Origin of the sequence: Lachnospira sp. (genome assembly GCF_016290755.1) — a bacterium.
GTDB lineage: Bacteria > Bacillota > Clostridia > Lachnospirales > Lachnospiraceae > Lachnospira > Lachnospira multipara.
In genome coordinates this window covers 152,152-173,074 of sequence record NZ_JAEEVD010000001.1, presented here as the reverse complement: position 1 = coordinate 173,074, position 20,923 = coordinate 152,152, and the positions used below count along the sequence as shown (strand labels likewise).

28 protein-coding genes are annotated in these 20,923 nt (G+C 30.7%); all 28 read left to right on the top strand.

All coding sequences use genetic code 11. The annotated features are described in order from the left end of the window. Positions 1-306: hypothetical protein (locus QVA17_RS01210; protein ID WP_287385869.1), on the top strand; the 306-nt coding region annotated here is incomplete at its 5' end. A gap of 634 nt (positions 307-940) precedes the next feature. Beyond that, a complete protein-coding gene (locus tag QVA17_RS01205) occupies positions 941-1,168 on the top strand; it encodes a hypothetical protein (RefSeq protein WP_287385868.1) in 228 nt (75 codons plus the stop codon). Positions 1,169-1,324: 156 nt separating this feature from the next. Then, positions 1,325-1,678, top strand: a complete 354-nt coding sequence (locus QVA17_RS01200; protein WP_287385866.1) for a hypothetical protein — start codon at positions 1,325-1,327, stop codon at positions 1,676-1,678. Next, positions 1,679-1,831 carry a hypothetical protein gene (locus QVA17_RS01195; protein ID WP_287385865.1) on the top strand — a complete coding sequence of 51 codons (153 nt, stop codon included), beginning with the start codon at positions 1,679-1,681 and terminating at the stop codon, positions 1,829-1,831. 366 nt (positions 1,832-2,197) lie between these two features. Beyond that, positions 2,198-3,496, top strand: a complete 1,299-nt coding sequence (locus QVA17_RS01190) for a hypothetical protein (RefSeq protein WP_287385863.1) — start codon at positions 2,198-2,200, stop codon at positions 3,494-3,496. A 200-nt stretch (positions 3,497-3,696) separates the two neighbouring features. Then, a complete protein-coding gene (locus QVA17_RS01185) occupies positions 3,697-3,894 on the top strand; it encodes a hypothetical protein (RefSeq protein WP_287385861.1) in 198 nt (65 codons plus the stop codon). Between the two features lie 3 nt (positions 3,895-3,897). Further along, the gene (locus tag QVA17_RS01180; protein ID WP_287385859.1) at positions 3,898-4,164 is read left to right on the top strand and encodes a hypothetical protein; all 267 of its coding nucleotides are present in this window, start codon (positions 3,898-3,900) and stop codon (positions 4,162-4,164) included. A 134-nt stretch (positions 4,165-4,298) separates the two neighbouring features. Further along, a complete protein-coding gene (locus QVA17_RS01175) occupies positions 4,299-4,559 on the top strand; it encodes a hypothetical protein (RefSeq protein WP_287385857.1) in 261 nt (86 codons plus the stop codon). An 81-nt stretch (positions 4,560-4,640) separates the two neighbouring features. Then, on the top strand, positions 4,641-5,222 hold the full coding sequence (locus tag QVA17_RS01170; protein ID WP_287385855.1) for a hypothetical protein: 582 nt from the start codon (positions 4,641-4,643) through the stop codon (positions 5,220-5,222). Between the two features lie 35 nt (positions 5,223-5,257). Further along, positions 5,258-5,422 carry a hypothetical protein gene (locus tag QVA17_RS01165; RefSeq protein ID WP_287385854.1) on the top strand — a complete coding sequence of 55 codons (165 nt, stop codon included), beginning with the start codon at positions 5,258-5,260 and terminating at the stop codon, positions 5,420-5,422. Positions 5,423-5,446: 24 nt separating this feature from the next. Next, positions 5,447-5,611, top strand: a complete 165-nt coding sequence (locus QVA17_RS01160) for a hypothetical protein (RefSeq protein ID WP_287385852.1) — start codon at positions 5,447-5,449, stop codon at positions 5,609-5,611. An 894-nt stretch (positions 5,612-6,505) separates the two neighbouring features. Continuing rightward, complete coding sequence (locus tag QVA17_RS01155) at positions 6,506-6,673, top strand: hypothetical protein (RefSeq protein ID WP_287385849.1); 168 nt, start codon at positions 6,506-6,508, stop codon at positions 6,671-6,673. 2,058 nt (positions 6,674-8,731) lie between these two features. Beyond that, positions 8,732-9,055: a right-handed parallel beta-helix repeat-containing protein gene (locus QVA17_RS12660; protein ID WP_442911562.1), complete on the top strand. Its 324-nt coding sequence runs from the start codon at positions 8,732-8,734 to the stop codon at positions 9,053-9,055. Positions 9,056-9,169: 114 nt separating this feature from the next. Next, the gene (locus QVA17_RS01150) at positions 9,170-9,592 is read left to right on the top strand and encodes a hypothetical protein (protein WP_287385847.1); all 423 of its coding nucleotides are present in this window, start codon (positions 9,170-9,172) and stop codon (positions 9,590-9,592) included. 2,360 nt (positions 9,593-11,952) lie between these two features. Next, entirely contained in the window at positions 11,953-12,207 is a 255-nt protein-coding gene (locus tag QVA17_RS01145; protein ID WP_287385845.1) for a hypothetical protein, read from the top strand. Positions 12,208-12,344: 137 nt separating this feature from the next. Further along, positions 12,345-12,548: a hypothetical protein gene (locus QVA17_RS01140; protein ID WP_287385844.1), complete on the top strand. Its 204-nt coding sequence runs from the start codon at positions 12,345-12,347 to the stop codon at positions 12,546-12,548. Between the two features lie 57 nt (positions 12,549-12,605). Then, a complete protein-coding gene (locus QVA17_RS01135; RefSeq protein WP_287385842.1) occupies positions 12,606-12,827 on the top strand; it encodes a hypothetical protein in 222 nt (73 codons plus the stop codon). 74 nt (positions 12,828-12,901) lie between these two features. Then, positions 12,902-13,558: a hypothetical protein gene (locus QVA17_RS01130; RefSeq protein WP_287385841.1), complete on the top strand. Its 657-nt coding sequence runs from the start codon at positions 12,902-12,904 to the stop codon at positions 13,556-13,558. Positions 13,559-13,594: 36 nt separating this feature from the next. Continuing rightward, entirely contained in the window at positions 13,595-13,921 is a 327-nt protein-coding gene (locus QVA17_RS01125; RefSeq protein WP_287385840.1) for a hypothetical protein, read from the top strand. Positions 13,922-14,012: 91 nt separating this feature from the next. Next, positions 14,013-15,434, top strand: coding sequence for a hypothetical protein (locus QVA17_RS01120; RefSeq protein ID WP_287385839.1), 1,422 nt, complete (start codon positions 14,013-14,015; stop codon positions 15,432-15,434). 210 nt (positions 15,435-15,644) lie between these two features. Then, positions 15,645-16,385, top strand: coding sequence for a hypothetical protein (locus QVA17_RS01115; protein ID WP_287385838.1), 741 nt, complete (start codon positions 15,645-15,647; stop codon positions 16,383-16,385). 430 nt (positions 16,386-16,815) lie between these two features. After that, complete coding sequence (locus QVA17_RS01110) at positions 16,816-17,115, top strand: hypothetical protein (protein ID WP_287385836.1); 300 nt, start codon at positions 16,816-16,818, stop codon at positions 17,113-17,115. Positions 17,116-17,762: 647 nt separating this feature from the next. Next, the gene (locus tag QVA17_RS01105; RefSeq protein ID WP_287385834.1) at positions 17,763-17,957 is read left to right on the top strand and encodes a hypothetical protein; all 195 of its coding nucleotides are present in this window, start codon (positions 17,763-17,765) and stop codon (positions 17,955-17,957) included. A 144-nt stretch (positions 17,958-18,101) separates the two neighbouring features. Further along, positions 18,102-18,653, top strand: a complete 552-nt coding sequence (locus tag QVA17_RS01100) for a hypothetical protein (RefSeq protein ID WP_287385833.1) — start codon at positions 18,102-18,104, stop codon at positions 18,651-18,653. Between the two features lie 240 nt (positions 18,654-18,893). Next, the gene (locus tag QVA17_RS01095; RefSeq protein WP_287385832.1) at positions 18,894-19,067 is read left to right on the top strand and encodes a hypothetical protein; all 174 of its coding nucleotides are present in this window, start codon (positions 18,894-18,896) and stop codon (positions 19,065-19,067) included. A gap of 87 nt (positions 19,068-19,154) precedes the next feature. After that, a complete protein-coding gene (locus QVA17_RS01090) occupies positions 19,155-19,376 on the top strand; it encodes a hypothetical protein (protein ID WP_287385831.1) in 222 nt (73 codons plus the stop codon). Between the two features lie 32 nt (positions 19,377-19,408). After that, on the top strand, positions 19,409-19,933 hold the full coding sequence (locus tag QVA17_RS01085; protein ID WP_287385830.1) for a hypothetical protein: 525 nt from the start codon (positions 19,409-19,411) through the stop codon (positions 19,931-19,933). Positions 19,934-20,142: 209 nt separating this feature from the next. Continuing rightward, a complete protein-coding gene (locus QVA17_RS01080) occupies positions 20,143-20,445 on the top strand; it encodes a hypothetical protein (protein WP_287385828.1) in 303 nt (100 codons plus the stop codon). Positions 20,446-20,923: the final 478 nt, after the last annotated feature.

Here is a 20,923-nt window from a genome sequence, read left to right as displayed (position 1 = left end):
CAGTGTTTATTGCTATACCCTATGTTAGAACTTACACCAGTTCTATTTAAATGGATTCCTTTTATTGGATGTGGTAGTATGTTATTTACTGGAATAACTAATATACTTAATAAAGAAGATGAAACTATTCATATGATATGTGCAATACTATCTTTTATATTATTTAGTAGTTGGATTCTATTACTAAAACCAATATGCATTTTACCTATGATAATATGTGGTATAGCTGGTAAAGAAAATTTAAAATGGAGACTTGAAATTGGATTAATAATTAGTGTATATATGACATTATTATTAATAATATAATAGTTATTTAGATATTATAATAATAATCTTTAAAAAAAATAACTTTGGCAACTTCAAGAAAATTAAAGATAGGGCAAGATTATAGTACACCTGTATAGTAGGAAAATTTAAATCTATTAATTACTAATAATAATAAAACTATAAAAGTTAATTTTAATTGCCCTACTGTAGAAAATTCTGAAAAACCAATATGTAATATCAAAGATAAATCAAATCTAGTTTTAAATAGGAAAATAGGAGTTGAACAAAGTATACCAAGTATAGATTTAGATATTCTTTAGGAAGAATGTTAGTAGAGAACTATTGCATTTGACACTATTGAAAAAAATGTTTCTAATAAAGAAAATACTAATATTAAACAAAAAGTTGGTTTTTCAGATTTAACCATAGATTTACAAAAGATATTAAATGATGCAAAAGATATTATAAATTAGTAGGAACATAAGAATTGCTTTGGAAGAGTAAGTTATAATAAAAACACACATAAAATAGACTTTTACTCTCAAGACGATTCTCAAAATAAATATTCTTTAGGTAATGTAAATCTTACTGAATCTTTTCAAGAGATAGAAGATAAAATACCTATAATATTTATTAATGATGATATTTTAGAAATTGAACAAGAATTATAATTATGGCAAACAATCCTGAAATTAGTAGAATTAAACTTAATAATACAGTTTACGATATAAAAGACGATGTAGCTCGTGCAGCCTTAAACGGTGGTGGAAGCCTAGGTGTGAAGTTTGGAGGAGCAAGTTATAATAAGTCTGGAAAGAAATTAGAATTTTATCCAAATACAAATAAAGTAGCTTCTGAAAAATTAGACGAAGTAAGTTTATCCGATATTAGTCTAGCATAGTTTAGTTTAACTGGTGTTGACGGTAATAGTCAACCAGTGGAATATTAGATATCTTTAGGAGTAAATTCAAACAACGTTCCTTGTCTAAATATATCTTTAGTAAGTGAAACTACTTAGAATACTACTTCAATACCTCTTGAGGATGATTCTGTAGCTATGGCAGGGGATGTTGTAGGAAATATAGACTATTATAGTTCTGGAAGTACACATCAATTAAGGCTCTTCTCTCCAGGAAGTAACATTCCATTTAGCACAATAGATGTTACAGATTTTATTAAAGATGGTATGGTAGATAATGTATATATAGATAATAGTCTAGGAGGTCAAGATAAATTAGTTATAACATTTAATACTGACGCAGGTAAACAGGATATTGAAATTCCTATTTCTAGTATATTTAATGCTACCAATTATTACACTAAAACTGAGTCAGATGCTAAATATGTAACTGCTGTAGGTTATGATACTACTAATGGTAGAGCTACTTATACAGTTAATGGAAATGCTTAGGTGGCATTTACACCAGATAGTACTCCTACTAATAACAGTAAAAAACTAGTAACTAGTGGAGGAGTTTATTCAGCCTTACAAGATAAAGCTGATAAAAGTGAATTAACTATTACTGCTGGAACAGGTAATGATGCTGATAAAACAACAATCTAGCTAAAAACTGGAACCAGTACTACTGTATTAACTCAACATCAATCTATATCACATCTAGTACCTAAATACTCTAATGATGCAACTGCATGGGATACTACTCCTACTAATAGTAGCACTAAGCCAATTACTAGTGGTGGTGTATATACAGCATTAAATAATTTAACTACTAGTATAAACAATGCTTTAGACGATGTATTGGAAGATGTAACTTACACATCTACAACAAGATTACTTTCTAAAAAGAAAGTTGGAAGCAGCGCTGTAGGAGTTGTAATACTTCCTACTGCATAGTATATCAATACTACTACTAACCCTGAAACATTAGAAATAATACTAGCAAGTACTCCATCTTAATACTTATAAATTATGGATGTTAGTAAAATTAAATTAGGAGAAGAAACTTATAATGTAAAAGATGCAAATATACCAACTTGGGCAAGAGCATCAACAAAACCAACTTACACAGCTTCTGAAGTAGGAGCACTGCCTGATACTACTGTAATACCTACTGCAACATCTCAACTTACTAATGATAGTGGATTCCTGACTTCTCATCAGGATATCAGTGGTAAACAAGATGTACTTACGGCGGGTGATGGTATAGCAATAGATAGTAATGATACAGTCAGAACTACAGGAATTCCATTTGGAAGATGTGATAGTACATCTACTGCTACAGAATTCACTGCTACAGTTCCTGGTATTTACAAGCTTGAGGATGGGGTATGTGCAATGATTGAAAATGGTGTTGTTACATCTGCGTCAGGTTTTACTCTTAACGTCAATGGTCTTGGCGCAAAACCTTGTTATAGCAATCTTGCAGCAGCTACTAGAGATACTACGCTATTTAATATAGCATATACTATGTTGTTTGTATATGATGAGGAAAGGGTAGAAGGAGGTTGCTGGGTGTGTTATCGTGGTTATGATTCCAACACCAACACCGTTGGTTACCAGGTTAGAAGCAATTCTCATTCTTTACCTGCATCACAGAAATTCTACAGGTATAGGTTGCTATTTACTAGTGCTGATGGTACTCACTATGTTCCTGCAAACACCTCATCATCCACCAATGCAACGTCTTCAAGGACTGTCAACCAGACCCCTATTGACCCGTTCGGACATATTGTATATTACGGAACCACAGCTGCTGTAGATGCAAATGCAAGGCCTGCTGCAGCTTCATTATGGATTATATACACTCTATCATTAGGTTATAGCTTTAATAAAACTGGAGCAGCACTTACATTGAATGATTGGGCACCTGTATATATTAAATGTGCTCCGCAAGTAAATGGTTCTGCAATCATTGACGAAACAACTCCTTATGTACAATCATTGCCAACAACAGCAGACGGGAAGATATACATATTTCTTGGGATTGCCTACAATACAACGTCCATTGAGTTGTTAAATAATCATCCTGTCTATTATCACGATGGTACAGGTATTAGATTGTGGACTGGTAAAGATGGATCATCAATTACAGTTGATGATGCTATAACACAAAGCGGAACTAACCCAGTAGAAGGAGGAGCAATCTATACTGCATTAAATAATAAAGTTGATAAGGTTAATGGAAAAGATCTGTCTACTAACGATTATACAACTACAGAAAAAAATAAGTTGGCTGGAATATCAGAAGGAGCAGAAGTAAATGTATAGTCAAATTGGAATGAAACTAATGCAAGTAGTGATGCATATATTTAGAATAAACCTGATTTATTAGATGCAACTTACTCTAATAATACCGCATACTTTATAAATTCTTCAGGCCCAATAACAGCTCCTACTAATTATTATACAAAATCAGAAATAGATACTAAGATAGGTAATATAGAAACTCTTTTAGCAAGTATATGATTATGGCAATAAGTGATGAAATAACAAGATTACAACAAGCGAAAGCAGATTTAAAGACTGCTATTGAAAATAAAGGTGTAACAGTTTCTTCCAGTGCTACTCTTGATGATTATGCCGATTTAGTAGATAGCATTGAAGTTGGCGGAGGAGATAGTGAAATGAATTGTGTATATAAAGAAATAACTGTTGAAGGAAATTAGTATGTGATGACATTTCATCAAATAATTGCTCCTATTAGAGATAAACTAGTCATTGTACGTGCAAAAAATACGTCTACTTCATATATCACAAGTATTACAGTTCGTACAGAAACAATTGATACCTACTTTTATTGGTATTATTCGTTTACAATTCCAGCTAATGGAGATGTTTTAATAATATGTGATCCTAATACTGAAACTGCATCTTTATACTCCTTTGATAGATCTAGTAGTATTGCATATTATGGTAGCGGTGGCGCTAACGATTAATAATTTAAAATAAATAAAATAATATGGCAGATGTAACAAAATTAAATATAGGAGGGACCGATTATAATATAGTAGATGCGTCAGTTCCGTCTTGGGCAAAATAGAGTACAAAACCTACATATACCGCAAATGAAGTGGGAGCATTACCTAGTACAACTACAATACCAGATCTCTCAGATGTTAAATTTATAGTAGGAGTTACAATAACAAATGATGTAATTTCTAATCCAACAAAAACATTTAGTGAAATCAGCACCGCCTATAATGCAGGAAAACTAGTAATAGTTAAGGATAATTCTGGCTTTGAATACTACTGTGAATATTGTGATTCTAGTAATGCATACTTCTTTTCTGCTGATACTCTGAATGTTTACTATGTAGGAGTGACAAGTTAGAATGCTTGGACTTTTTCTTATGTAAATTTAGATACAAGCAATTTATAGAATTCTATAAATAATAAACCTGACGTAGTATATATGCAGAATAATGGTTCTACATGGTATCAAACTTCTTATAATAGTGGAACTAATTCTTGGAGTGTATCTAATACAGCTTTAACAGGAAATGTTAAGAATATTTATATAGACAAAACAAACAACGAAGGGTACTACTGGAATCCAGCAACAAGTCAGTTTGTAAAAATTGGACCTACAATCTATAGTTGGGCATTAGCTTCTACTAAACCCACTTATACAGCAAGTGAAGTAGGAGCTATGGCTACTACTCATCCAGCTAATGCTATTACTTCTACCGATATAGAAAATTGGGATGATAAAGCTGATAAAATTATAGTATCAAGAGATGTATCAAGTTCTGGTTCTATATCTAGAACTATACAGCCAGGTAAATTTTATATATTTCCAACTTTGACTGGACTAACACTTACCTTGGGAACTGGACAAGGATTCTTAATTTACGGAGGTAAATTTACAGCAGCTTCAAGTGGTTGTACTTTAACACTACCTTCTGGAACTACAGTTGCACCTGGTTGTCCATCTATTGAAGGTGGGAATACTTATGAGTTTAACATTTTGGATGGATCATTAATACTTGCTTAGATATGATAGAGTTATTATTAAGACGTAGAGCGTTGATGGAAACGTTATCTACACAATCATCAGGAGATCCATTCTTATCAATGCCATTTACTATTAAAAGCTTATGTACTTGTGAATATGATATAAGTCCTGCTTTAGGAGTTACATCTATAAAAATGAAATTAAATAATGGTCCTTGGGTTACTCCAACTACTTATTAGGACACTTATACTTTTACAAGTGGTGTGTATGGTATTACTTTGGCTGCTGGAGAAACACTATCGATTATAGCAGAGGGAGTTTGGAGAACAGGTTCTTCACAAGCTTCTAGGTCTTGGGTTGATGTTTACTCTGAGAATACTTTACCAAGCGAAGTATTTGATATTTATGGAAATATAATGTCTTTATAGAACGGAGATACTTTTGCAGAAGATTCTGACTTTAAAACTACTGGTACATATTAGTTTGCAAACTTTTTTGGAAATCTTCCTATAAGAAATGCAGAAAATTTAAGAATTCCTGCCACTAATTTAGCACAGTACTGTTATTATAGAATGTTTGAAGGTTGCTCTGCTATGTCAGCAGGTCCTAAAGAACTACCAGTTACCGCTTTAGTTGCTAATTGTTATAGAAGTATGTTTGCTAGTTGTTCTTCACTAACACAATCTCCTTACCTCCCAGCTTTAACATTAGTTTCTAATTGTTATAATACAATGTTTTAGAATTGTTCAAGTTTAACTAAAATTACTGCAATGTTTACCACTACTCCTACTACTTCATATTGTATAAATTGGGTATAGAATGTCTCATCTTCTGGAGTTTTTGTTAAAAATACAGCAGCTAATTGGAATGTAACTGGAGCATATGGAGTACCTTCAGGATGGTCAGTACAAACAGCAACACCTTAGTAATGAATTATGTAGTATTATAAAATAATAAACGGAGAATAGGTCTTTTTTCAGGGTAATGTATTATATACTGATAATGCAACAATTATTAACCCTACGCATGAGATGATGTTGGAAGATGGTTGGTTGGTATACGAGCAACCAGAATATCCAGAATTAACAGAAGAATAGCTTCTAGAAGAAGTTAGACACTAGAAATTAGATGACATAGATGACTATGATAGATCTAACTAGGTAAATATTTTTTATCTTGCTGGACAGCCTATGTGGTTAGATGCACAAACTAGATAGACATTACGCATTAGTATAGAAAGTTATGCTTCATTAGGTAGAGAAGTTGTTACTAAATGGTTTAATGGAGCATCTTTTACCTTTTCTACAGAAGCTTGGTTATAGATGCTTAATGCCTTAGAAATATATGCAGCAGAAGCTTTAAATGTTACAGAATCTCACAAGGCATATATAAATAGTTTAAATAACATAGAAGATATTGAAGCATATGATATCACACAAGGATATCCAGAAAAATTAAATTTAAGTGTTGAATTTTTAAAGAACATTTAATTTTTTAGTCGTTAGATATATAATATTTATTATTAATAATTAATAGTTTTGAAAAATATTAATGAAATAAAACAGTAGCTTTCTGGTTAGAAACCAGCTTATAAAACTTGTTCAAATCAATTAAGTTCAGAAATCAAAGCTACTTGTAAAGAATTAATGGTATAGTCTTTAAAGGAAAGATTTTATACTGCAGATGAAATAGATAAATTATTAGCTTGTAAATAGGATATTATCTGTGATTTATCTAAAATAAGAGAGAATTCTTTACTTGGTTCTACAGCTTTATAGAAGTTTGAAGAATCAGACCCCTCTATACCACAGTGTGTAAAAAATATTACCTAGGAAGATATTGATAATTGGAACTCTAGCATTAGTCCTGAAGATACTCCTAGTGATTCTGAAGACGATATTCCTTTAAAAATAAAGATAAACAATGAAATTAAATCTCCTAATTAGGATAATCTTATAGAGTTAGGAACTTATCTAACATAGCATTAGGATATTAGTACTAAATAGGATAAATTAACTCCTGGAGAATATATTAGTATTAATAAAGATAATGTTATAGATATTAAGAATTTTCCTGGTACAAGTAGTGATATAACTGTAGATCCTGGATTAAATAGAAATAGTCCAAATCCAGTATAGAATTCTGCAATAGTTTAGGGTATTGAAGATTATTATTAGAATACTATAAATGAGGTAAATAGAAATTATTAGAAAAAGTTACAAGCAGGAACTGGTATTTCTATAGATGAAAATAATAGGATTTCAGTTAAAAACTGGGGACAACAGCAATAGTTTGAAAATACAGACAGTTCTGTTTATATTGTAGATTTAAATAAATACAATATTAAAGAAGGATATATTCAAGGACATTTTGATGATTCTAATTTACAAGCTCCATAGTATACTGAATAGGAATATACTACAATGTATAATAATGGTGTAGGATTTAGTAAAGCTTTTCAGGATGCTAAATAGTAGGGCTATAATTATGTAAGAATACCAAAAGGAGAATATTGTCTTACTCCTACATACGCTTATGATGAAGCTAATATTAATTCAAATACTCCTATAAAAGTTGGTACAAAAGGTAAAGTTGATGATACAGATCCTAGAATAAATCTGAATGCTTCTATATGGCTAGTTAATATATCAGATTTAACTATAGATTTTGGAGGAAGTACATTCTATATGTTATTAGATAGTTATAACAAATCTAAGTACTATAATATAGAACTTAATCCAGGCTATTCTTCTAGTTTTATCCCATATAGTTATAGTTTAATGAGAATTCTTTAGTGTGATCATATAACACTAAAAAATGGAATATTCAAAGGTGGAAAATATACTAGAAAATTTACATATCAAAATAAAGAATCTCAATCTACTTCTGAAGGAGGTTATGGAATATAGGCTCACGGAAGAGATTCCCATGATATTGTATTTGATAATCTAGAAGGTAGTGGTTTTGAAGCAGACTTCATAGGATTTGGAGGTCGTAGCGATAAGACTTATTTTGCCCCAAATTACATCGGAGAGAATTTAAAATATATACCTACAAAAACTACATCAGGAACTGGTGGTGGTTTAGGATATACCCAAGAAATATCAGGTATAGTAAATACTGGTTCTAGATTTAAAGATACATTTGACTCTAAAACTAGCAAACTTCATCATATATCTTATGATAGTGCTACTGGATATGCTTTATCTAAAATATATAAAGTATCTCCAGGATTTAATGCATCTTCTCCAGAATGGATAAAAAAAGAACGTGGAAAGAGGAGATTTACTATTTCTAATAATTTAGGTACTACTAGAATTCCAAATTGTTATACTCCTAGTATAGAAGTTTTAACTTATAATTTAGATAATAGTTCAGGAACTTCCGTTATTTAGGGTCCTCTTAGAATAATACCTTGCGGTTATTTAGATAGTTTTACTTTATTAGATAAAGAAACTCATATATAGCTGCAATTTAAATATGAATTTGGATTAAACGAAGGATAGTATAGAGGAAAAAATCCTGAATTAAGTACTATCTTTTAGACTATAAGTAATGAATCAGAAACAGATGATAGTTATGAAAATCAAGGCTCATCATCAGGACCTTCTACAGATGAAGAAGACCCAGAGAACAATGTCGAAAATAACACTGGAAGTGATGTTAATAGTGGAGGACCTTGTTTACATATAGTAAACGGTCTTATGTATAATATATTTGTTAGAAATTGTTATATACATGATAATGGTAGAGGAGGATGTTGTCCTTCAGGAGACAGTGTCATTATTGAAAATTGTACTTTTGGAAAAAGAACTAAATCTATAAACGGTGTTCCTAAATTCCCAAGTAACGGAACTACTAAGAGTGACTAGATTTTAAATACTTATCCAGAATGGTGGGGAAGTACAAATTATCATATAAATTGTGAAGATTACTTCCCATCAAATATGACTATAAGAAATTGTACTTTCTATGGTGGAGCTATAATGATGCCTACTATTTTAAGATTATCTATGTATGATAATAAGCTGTATGGAACCACTGGTCCTTCAATAAAGAATTCTTACCATGTATATATGGCAAATAATACTTTCTCAGAAGGAGGTTCTACTACAACAAATTCATATACTCCTAATTTTGGAGCTACACTATCTAAGCAACAAATAGTAAAAAATGTTATAAGTACAGGAAATACATTTTTTGCAAGAGGAGGATCTCATGCTGGAAATCAGAAGTATGTTAAAGGGTCTGTATCAGACAGTTCAATAGTTATATCAGAATGTTCTACAGGATCTAATGTTGATCCTTTAATAGCAGAATCTCCAGTAACAGATTGTACATATTCTAATTGTACTATTAAATGTGAAAAAGGAGCGACAGATAAAATTACTTCTTCTAAAAAAGGGTAGCCTTATTTTAATAAGTTAATTAATTGTAAATTAGAATCTTATCCTAGTCAAGGATATATTGCTGTAACTAATTTAAATAACTGTAAAATAGATGGTCCTATCATTTATATAATACCAAATTACGCTGATATAGATTCTAATGGCGTTTTACATTGTTATATAAAAGATACTAGTACAATTATAAATCCTTTCAATGTTTTAATATATAGTTTTTCTTCTAAAAAGTAGGTAAAGGATATTGTAGTACACTATGATAATTGTAAAATAGATATGACTAATATTTCTACAAGTACTTTTAATGAATATGTTAATACAGATAGTGACAGTAATTAGGCACCTAATGTATTTTCTTTCGCATTTAAAGCACCTGTAAAAGGAAAAACTACTTACTAGTTCAACAATTGTACTTTTGTAAGTTCAAATTTACCTAGTGCAACTAAAAATATAATTAGACGTCCTAATTATGATTTAGTACAATATTTAACTTATAAAGAAGAAAAAGTAAGTGATAGGCATGTATTAAAGATTGGAGATGATCCATAGTAGCTTATAGGAGATTCTGTTTATCTTCCTGGAGTAGTAGGTTCAGGTGTAGACTATTCTTTAGAAGTAAGTCAAGAAAGTTAGACAGCCTTGCAGAGTTAGGGAATAACTTATATATCTGCAGGAACTTACACTAAATAGCAGATTTAGGCATTAACCACTAGTACTAGAACTGAACTAGATATACTAAATAGTATATTATAGGCAAAAACTGGGGAAAACTATATCCCAGTATTATTTAGAATAAAATGTCCTTATTAGGTAGAAATTAACTTTAATAATTGTACATTTGATTTATATTCTGAAAATGGTACTAGCTACTTATTCTATGATTTTAATACTTAGAAAGGAATTGATTATGATAGTGAAGTCAGTCAATAGGAAAAAACTAACAAATTAGTCGTAGAAAATATTTCTTAGCCTAAAAAACCTGCATTCAAAATAACTTGTAATAACTGTAAATCTAACAGTAAAGTATTATTTACCGAATACAGAAAAGTAAGGAATGTAGATCCTGAACCAAAATTATTGCTAGATAATATCCCATTAGATAGTTTAATATTATGTAGTAATAATCCAAATGACTTAGAATACTTTGGAAATATCAATGATATAAAATCTATTTATGATTAGTAGCAATAGACTAGTACAATTTATATAAGAACTAACAATAATACTAATTTAGACGTTGCTCCTATATGGCAGGCTCTAAATTGATGTTTTTTAAAATGTTAATTTTTGTAAAAATTTTACTTTTGATTTTTTTATTTTTTAAGATTTTTTAACTAATTTTGTTCTGAAATTAAGACGTCAAAATTTCGATTAGATTTCTTTTTAACAAACTAAAATTAAAATTAAAAATCTTAAATGGAAGAAAAAATCAACATTCTACCTTACTTAAATGGAGGTAATTCTGGAGACACTGCTACTGCAATGGCTATGATGAACAATAACCCCTGGATGTACTTAGTTATGTTAGCCTTATTTGGCAATGGTAACTGGGGAAATGGAGGTAATAATGGCATCTTAGACATGGAAACTCAAAACAAACTCAACAGTTTATCTAACTAGATTAATGATAATAACAATAATTAGTGGGCTAGAGAAGCTATTTAGGGTAGTACATTTGCTATTTCTCAATTATCCTAGAATCTCAATGTAGATTATAATGCACTACAAGGAGCTATTAATGGTGTAGTTATGGCTATAACAAATCTAGGAGCTCAAAATGGAATGGGATTTGCAGGAGTTACCAGAGCTATCGATTTAGGTAATCTCAACTTAATTTAGAATTTAAAAGATTGTTGTTGTAATATAAAAACTCAAATATTAGAACAAGGTTACCAAGGTAGAATAGAAACTATTAATCAAACAAATGATTTACAAAATAGTCTACGTGTAGAAAGTGGTTTAACCAGAGCTGAAATTGCTGCATTTAGACAAGCTTGGGAAGCTAAAGTATATCAAGATGTAGTTGCCGAAAAAACTCGTTTGCAGACTGAGTTAGATTTAGTACGTACTGAACAGAGTGCTGCTGCTATGATTAATCCTTTAAAATAGGAATTACTGAATTTAGAAAATCAATTTTCTCAGTTTGTAAATACTTATAGTGGTAAAACTACTCCCGTTAATGGTTAATAAATAAACTTTAGAAAGGGAGCTTAAAAACTCCCTTTCTAATTTTTAATATAGCATTTATGAATGATTTTTACCCTCTATTAAAAGACATGAAACAAGACCAAATTATATATGCTCTTATAAAAGGAGACGATATAAAATATGTAGAAGGAAAAGTTCTAAATGTAGGACTTTAGAGAATGGATATTAATAAAAACATCTCAATGCCTGTAAATGTAATAGACATTACGTATGAATTAAATGGAAAAACTTTTACAGATGTTATTGGTGTTAATGATTCTACATTTTCTACTAAGAAACCAGGGGCTGTAACTTTAGTAGCTACTAGCAAAGATGTTATCCTTAAAGAAGTGAAAACTTCTTTAAAATTAGATGAAGAGTTTTTAAATTCTGTAGATAAAACTATAGAAAGAAAAAAGAATAACGTAGAATAGTATAAATCTCTAATTTTAGAATTAGATACTGAATGGGCAAAATAGTAGGCTATTGAAAATAGAATAAGTAATTTAGAGAATAATTCCAAAGAAACAAATATTTTATTAAAAACTATACTTGACAAACTCGGTTAATTATGACACAAAAAGAAAAATTCGAAGACCTTTATAATTCAATAATATCTAGTCGTAATACTAAAAATATGAAAATTTTAGGATGTATGACTAAAAAAATAATGTATACTATTATAGATAATCACCCTCAAATGGCAGAAGAAATGTTAAATGTGTTAGAAGCTATTAATTGGGATAATTATTTAACTGAAAAAGAAGCAGAATAGATAATTTCAAAAATGTAGCCTCAACCAAAATGGACAAAACAGTAGTGGAAAAATAATATGGCTATTTTAGATGAACCACTTGAAAAAAGTCCTGTTTATAATAAATGTGCGTTATACGTTACAATGTGTATGATTGATAGTGATAGTAGTAATACATTAAAAAATATTGTAAAAGATGATAATGAATATTTTAGATTAGTATATTCTTTAGCTGTAGATAAGTTAACTGATAGAGATGGTGTTTTTGATATACGACATTATTTTTGTGAATTTTTGTAAAAAAATGTTTAAATTTTTTGCAAATTAAACTTTTTAGTTTAATTTTGCATTTAAATAACTTAATATGAATTAATATGGAAATGAACATTAACGAAATTGATGATTTCAGTGATGAAATTCTTGATGGAACAGAACAGTTTACAGATGTTCCAGATCCAGATCAAGACATGTATGGAGATGATTTTGAAGAAGAAGATGTTAATCCTAATTCTTTTGAAGAAGATGAAGAACCAGATTATGAAGAACCTGCTTCAGAAGATTACTTGTTAGATGAGTTTCTAAAAAGTAAAGGAATTAACCCTAGATCTATAAAATTTGAAACAGAAGATGGTATTGAAGAAAAAGATTTTAATGATTTAGACAGAGAAGAACAATTACAAATACTGTCTTCAAATGAATTTGATGATGATTATGGTTTAACAGATTCTGAAATTCAACTCATTAATACAATGCGTAAAAATAATTGGTCTATGGCTGATTATAATAACTATATTGCTAATGAAGTTATCAAGAATTATACAAATCAAAATCAAGTTAAAGAGTACTCTGTAGATGATTTCTCTGATGATGAATTATATTTAATTGATCTAAAATCAAGAATTCCAGATATTTCTGAAGAAGAAGCTATGATAGAATTAGATAATGCTAAAAGTAACGAATCCTTATATAATCGCAGAGTTCAAAGTCTGCGTAATGAATATAAAGAGAGAGAAGATACTATAAAAGAATAGGCAGAAGATGATGCTAAACGTGTAGCTGAAGAGCAAATGCAAGAGTTCAGCAATAGTATTTTAAGTACTATTGAACAAAATTCTACAATTGATTTAGGAGATTCTTCTTTGGAAATGTCAGATGAGGATAAAAATATTCTAGCTAATTTTCTACTTGGAAAAGACCAAGCAGGAGTTCGTTATATAGCACGAGCTTTAAATGATCCAAATTCTTTAGTTCAAATGGCCTGGTACTTGACAAGTGGAAAGAAAGCTTTTTCAACTATACAAGATTATTATAAGAAACAGATAACAGAAGTTGCTAAACGTAACTATACTAAAGGTTATGAAGATGCTAGAAATGGTAGAAATACTTCTGCTTAGAAATCTGTTGTAAAGAGATCAAAAACTAATACTCCCAAAAAGAGGGAATTAACTATAGACGATATAGATTAACTTTAAATTTTAAAATAAAATGATAGTAGCAAATTTTGTAACAAATCGTCCGACAATGTCGGAAACTCGTACTTACGAAGACTTTTATAAATTTTTAGGTGCAAAGCCTACTCGCTTAGGTGTTGTTTCAAGACTTTATCCAGAGTTAACTGCTTCTTACCTTACAGAATCTCTAAGAAATATTTTCTATATGGATTCTAAATCAAACAATAAGTACAGAAATATTGATAGTATGTACTTTGAGTGGGAAGTTGAAACTAACTATATTAAACGTGTTGAATTAGCAGCTACTCCAGAAGGTGATGGTTGCAACGGTACTTCAATCTTCTTTGCATTTAAAGAGAATTATTATCAGAAATATGATATCTTTAAAGCTGATAATACATTTGAACAATTCCAAGTAATTGCCCGTCCAGTGCGTAAAGCTGATGATTATTGGGTATTGGAATGTCGTTTGATCACTACTGATCTAAATGATAAAATTGATGTTGATGAATATCACGCTGGTGATACCACACGTTTCCAGAGTAATGCAATGCCTGAATTACATGAAGAAGGTTACGTGAAATATCAATCAAATATCGAACGTCATCGTGGTTATATTTCAACACACCGTGTTGATGACACCTATTCAGCTCTTTACAAAGCCCATGAGAATGTATTCATTTCAATTGGTAAGGGTGATGGTAACGGTAATATGAAAGAAACTATGTATAAGATGGATACTGTTGAGAAGAATCTTCTCCAGAACTTCTTATATGTTCGTAACAATGGTTTACTTTTCAACAAATGTAATGTTGATAAGAATGGTAAACCGACCATTTCAGATCCTGACACTGGCCGTCCAATTTACATTGGTGATGGTATAATTCCTCAAGTAGAACGTTTTGCTTCTAAATACGTTTATACTACTCTTACTGTTGATGCATTCCAAACTGCTATTAGTATGATGTGTCAGAAAGCTGAAAAAGCTGAAGGTAACAAGTTCGTATTTATTTGCAATGAGAAGATGTGGCATGATATCCAGAGAACATTAGGTTCTTGGCTAGCTAACTTTAAAACTTGTGGTACTTACTTATGGTCAAAAGCCGCTAACGGTTATGTAAATGTTGGTGCTACCTTTAACAGCTATGAATATGCTGGTAATACAATTTCATTTAAAGTAGACCGTACATTTAGCCGTGAATATGGTGACAATAAGGGATTTGGTTTGTTCTTAGATTTAACTGCTGATAAGACTAGCGGTGAACCTGCAATTGAAATGTTCACTCTAAAGGGTGGTGATTTCATTAGCAATAAATTACCAGGTGTTGGTGGTTTAGATGGTCTAAGCTCAGGACTAGTTGCTTCTACAGTTGCTGGTAGCAAACTTATCAACTGGGGTTACAGTGGTGTTGCTGTATTCAATCCTTATAGAAGTTTCATTTTACGTGAAGCCTAATAAAAGATAAACATATTATAATTAGGGGAGAAAAGTCTCCCCTAATTATTATTTTTTAATGAATTGATGTTAATGGAAAAAAATATTATTGTCTTAAGGAGTGTTTATGGTAAAGTTGGTTAGACTTACTATATTCAACCTGTTAAAGATCCCCGTACAGGGCGATTTCCTGATTGTGTGCGTAGAGTAAATAGCATGGGAGATATGATAATGTCAGATAAAGACCGTAACTCTGGAGAAGTTTTAATTCCTGAAAATAGAGTTTTTGAAATTCAGGATGGTAAACAATATGATTTGGAAGATCCATATCAGAAAGCAGAATGGGAATGTATTAAAAATGCTCCCATTATAGCTCCATCTAGAGATGCTAGAGATGCTCATGGTAATTTGTTAATTGACGGTGAAATTGCTGAAGGTAAGACAAATGCACGTTATGGAATTGCTGAACTGTACATAGAAGCTCCTGGAGTAGAAGTTTCTAAGAAAATAAATAAGAAGAAACTTATCTTTGAAGCACAATCATTTATATTTAATGATGAAAAAGGTGCAGAAGGACGTGTTCTTAAATGTCGTTTGTTAGGAAAGAATATGCGTAGTGCACCTGATTCTGAAGTTACAGAGTATTTATTAAATATTGCTGATAAAGATCCTCAAAGAATCATTGATTTATATACTGGTACTGACATGTCTTTACGTCTACTTCTTATCGAAGCTCGTGAAAAACATGTTATTGTTGTAAAGAATAAAGTATTTATGTATGGTGATGATATTGTATTAGGTGTATCTGAGGATTCTGTAATTTCATTCTTAAAAGAAAAGCGTAATGCTAAACTTCTAGAGCTTATTAAAAGAGATACATTCCCAGAAATGGAAGAAGAGCCTGAAGAGGATACTGAAACTACAGTAAAAGCTAAATTAGAAACTAAGGCTCCTTCCAAATCTAAAAAATAAATTTAAATAAGTTAATTAAATAATGACTGCTAGGCAAGTATACGAAGCAATGCTAGTAGAACTCAATAAGACAGAGGCTCCTAGCTTGTTATTAGAAGATTTTAATTATTTTTTCAATAAAGCTATTAATTAGTATATAAATAGAAACTATAATATTTATGATACTAATCAATAGACTACTGATGATTTAAGAGTTTTAAAGTCTACTGCTACTTTAAAACCAGTTAAATTAGGAACTCCTGGTAGTGAAAATAACTACTATGGTGTTAGTTCTACAAATAGTTTATATAGCAATGTCTGGGAGACAGAACTACCAGAAGATTATATGCATATCTTAAATTGTGTTTGCGAATATGAATTACAAAAAAGATTTAAATGTTATGATAAAGGTACTCTTTGGGCCTAGCCCGCTACAAGATTAACCTCTGACATGTGGTCTCAAATTATTAATAATTTTTACATGAGACCTTCTTATCGTAATCCATATTATTTTATACACAATGTTAATCCTGCTACTGAAAATATAGATGGTGAATTTTATTCTAAGAATACTTCACCAACTAATGTATATAGTTATACAGGTAATAAAGATATTTTACATAATTCTAAAGGAACTGATCCAGAAGTAATTATTGAGAAAGGAGAATCCTCTAATGCTGAGAAATTAACCTTATCAGGATTATCAAGAATAGTACATGAAGTTCCAGATAGCAGTTATAAAATGGACTAGGTGGAACATTATCCTGGTATAAGGTATGGAAATCATTCTCCAGTTAGAATGGAAATTCGTTATGGTAAAGATGATTCAGTATTTTTATTGAAGAAAGTTTATGTAGATTATCTAAAAACACCTCAATATATCAGATTAACTTAGGAACAATTAGATAGAACAGAAGATACGTCACAAATTATGGAATTTCCAGACTATGTATGTCAAGAGATAATAAATGGCCTAGTAACATTAATACTTGAAAATTCAAGTGATTAGAGATTATAGACGAATCTAGCTGTTAATTAGTCTATTGCAAATCCAGGCCAGCAATAGCAAACTTCTAAATAATAATTTTTTATAAAATGTTTAATTTTACAACAACTACTTTTATTCATTCTGCTGATTAGTTCGAGGCTAATCCTAACAACACTAGCGGTACTTTCAGAGTAAACGGTGTTAATCTTTTCAAAAGAGAAGATATTGTTGGTATTTATAGAAATCCTTACACAGATCCTGTAAACGGTACATTAGCTCTAACACCTACAACTATATATGCAGCTTATAGAACTGTTACAGGTGAAAATGCCGTTCCTAGTGATGCTCATTTCCGTCTAAACTTTTATTTGAGACGTTCTGGAGATAATAACTCCTACTACTCAAATGATATGGTATTTAAAGGAAAAGATTTCCACTATGAGTGGACTGGAAGTAAGACTGCTGCTCAATTAGCTAAGATGTTTACAAAAATTAATAAGCTTTATGGTGATATTTATTTAAAAATATATACTAAACAAGCAGACTTAGTATTTGAGAACGATAATTACGGTTTATTTACTGAAGCTACTGTAGAATTTTGGTAGGATGCTAATTCTGACTGCTGCACTTACAGAGAGGGTAAATGGAGAGTCTTAGATTAGATTGATTTAACTGCAGAAGTTCATCCTGCAGATGGTGAAATCAACTGTTCATATTTAAATCCTGAAGGAGATACTGTAACTCCAACTATGGATATGGTACAGAAGAACCCATTTATTAATTCAGCTGAATCAGGATTAGAAGGTCATGGATCTCTTACTATTCATAAATGTGTTAACGGTTTTGGTACTTATCAGCAATTAATGAAAGATCTTCGTCTTCCAACTGCAGAAAACGACGGTCCTTGGAGTATTACTGCTCAACAGCAAGAACTTCCTATCCCAGGAAACAAGTATGTACAATATACTTTACACTACATTTCATGTCGTGGTGTCCTTGGAGGATCTGCTGTAGGTGAAGTAACTCACTCAAAGACTACTCATGTATTCTTTGTTCCAGCTGACTGCTGTGCTTGCTCTAATGGATTAGATTCTGCTTTCTTAGCTGCTTTAGAAGATGCAGGCCTACTTTCTTTATTAGTAGACGTTCAAGCTGGTATTGTAGGAGATGGTACAGGAAAACCTGAAAAGGTAGACCCAACTGTTAATCCTATAACTGCTACTCAACCTGTTCAAGATAGTGAGGATCTTGCTATAACAAACTATCCTCCTAGTCAACATGAAGAAAGCAACAATCCTTGATAATTAGATTTTAACCGAATAATAAAGGCGGTGGTTTTATAGCCGCCGCCTTTTTAATTTATATACAAAATGATTTATTCAAAATTAGCATCAGCAATTTATAATGATATAATGTCAGGTTTAAGAGGTTATACCTCTAATCCGACAATTTCTTTAGAATAGTTAGAGGACGATATTGTTGATGAAAGATTAGCTCTTATAAAAGAATACTCTTTAAAAGGTATTATATAGAAAAATGATATGCTAAGAGCTATAAATTGTATTCCAATTGATTGTAAGGATATTGAAAACTGTGACGCTTGTAAAGCAAATGGTTATGAAGGCACTCCTACAATGCATTTTGAAATTCCTCCTATAATGACAGAATTTGGAGGTAATGGTATAGAGTATATTGGTTCTTCTGATATGCAATAGCCTTTTATATGGTATACTAATCCTTCTGTAATGCGTTATCATAAATATAGGAGAAGAATAAAAAATCGTCCTTATGTATTTATAAATATGGCTCCAAATTCGAATAAAATGTATGATTGTTATGTATTTAATGCTCCATTTTTAAAAAGAATAACTGTGATTGGAGTTTTTAAAGATGAAAGACTTTTAAAACAATTTGGATGTGACTGTGAAGATGAAGATGCTTCTCAATCATCATTTATAAATGCAGAATTAAAAGATAGAGTTACACAAAAGAAAATAAAATATTATCGTCAATTGGCAATGTAGGTTATGCCAAATGACCAAGTACCTAAATAATTATGGAAGAATTCCACGCAGCATATTCCCAAGCTAATTTACTATATGGTTTAGAAATGAATCCAGAAGATTTTGAAGAAATAGGGTTAGTAGCTTGGAATAGAATAGGTAATAAACAAATAAGATTATATAGAGTTACTTTAGATGTAGATTGTGATACCAAATCAGCAGAACTTCCTTGTAATTGTGATGAAATTGAAGCTGTTACTTATGGTCATGAAGATTGGAATTACACATCTGGAACTCAAGTAAATGGAGATTACGATTCTGCTGTTGTAGAGGAACATATAGAATTACGAAAAGCTTATATGGATCCTTTATATCAGAGTGGTAAATATGTAAAATATCATCGTTCAGGTAACACAATATATTTAGAAAAAGATTGTGGTCCTATAAATATACTATATAGAGGAGTAGAATTAGATGACGATGGTTTACCCTATTTAAATAGTAAAGAGATAGATGCTATAGCAGCTTTTTGTGCTTATATAGTTTATAATAAGATGGGTATAGCAAATAGTAACTAGAATTATCTAAAAATAGCCCAGGAAGCTAAAGCAGAATGGTTCAGACTATGTGATGCCGCCAGAGTAGCTCCTTCTATAAGTCAAAATGACTTTAATAGAATTCTTGATGCTAAAACTACTTGGAATAGAAAGATATTTAATAAATCATATAAACCTGTAAAATAATCATGCGATTTGCCACTGGATACACTATTAATGGTAGTGATATAATGAAAGAATTTCCTATAAAGAAATTAAAAACTACTACTTCTCAGTGTGAAGAAGTGGTACATAATAGACATAAAGAGAAATTAGCTGAAGAAATATGGAAGGCTAATGTTGCTATGGTATTAGATGATGTTATAGAAAATAGTGATACATTTGTACTACCTACTAGAGCTAGATCTTCTGAAATTTATATGAAAGAAGTAAAAGATGAAGACTTTAAAAAAGCTCGTAGAAAAAGGAAGTGGAAAGATGTAGATTTTTTAGCATCTAATTTTACTGGAGCTCAAATGATGTTCAGATATTAGAATGCAGGGGTATTTAAAGAAAAACCTATTTATGTAGATACCCCTAGAAGAAAAAAGATTGCCGCTAGGCTAAATGCTGGTAAATCTTACTACGGATGATTAGAACAATTGATGAATATTATAAAAGATTATATGAATTATATCCAAATATTCCAAAAGAAGATATAAGACGTATAGTAAATTATGGGTGGAGACAGTTTTATTGGTATAATTTGCGAGGTTGTGATGTCCAAGTAAAAAGCCGTAAAATAGGTCTCTGGATGTAGTGTGGACGTATGTACTACAATTCCAGAGAGCACTTTAGACATTATAAAAGTAAGCTATAGAGTAAAATTAGAGCTCTTTTTAAAAGACAAAGAAATGGTTGGGATGGATATTACTACACATATTTAACTGAAGAAGAATACCAAAAAATTAGAGATTTAGAAAAATTTAAAGTAACTTTGCAAAATCGAAAAGTTTTTAAAATTGATAAAGA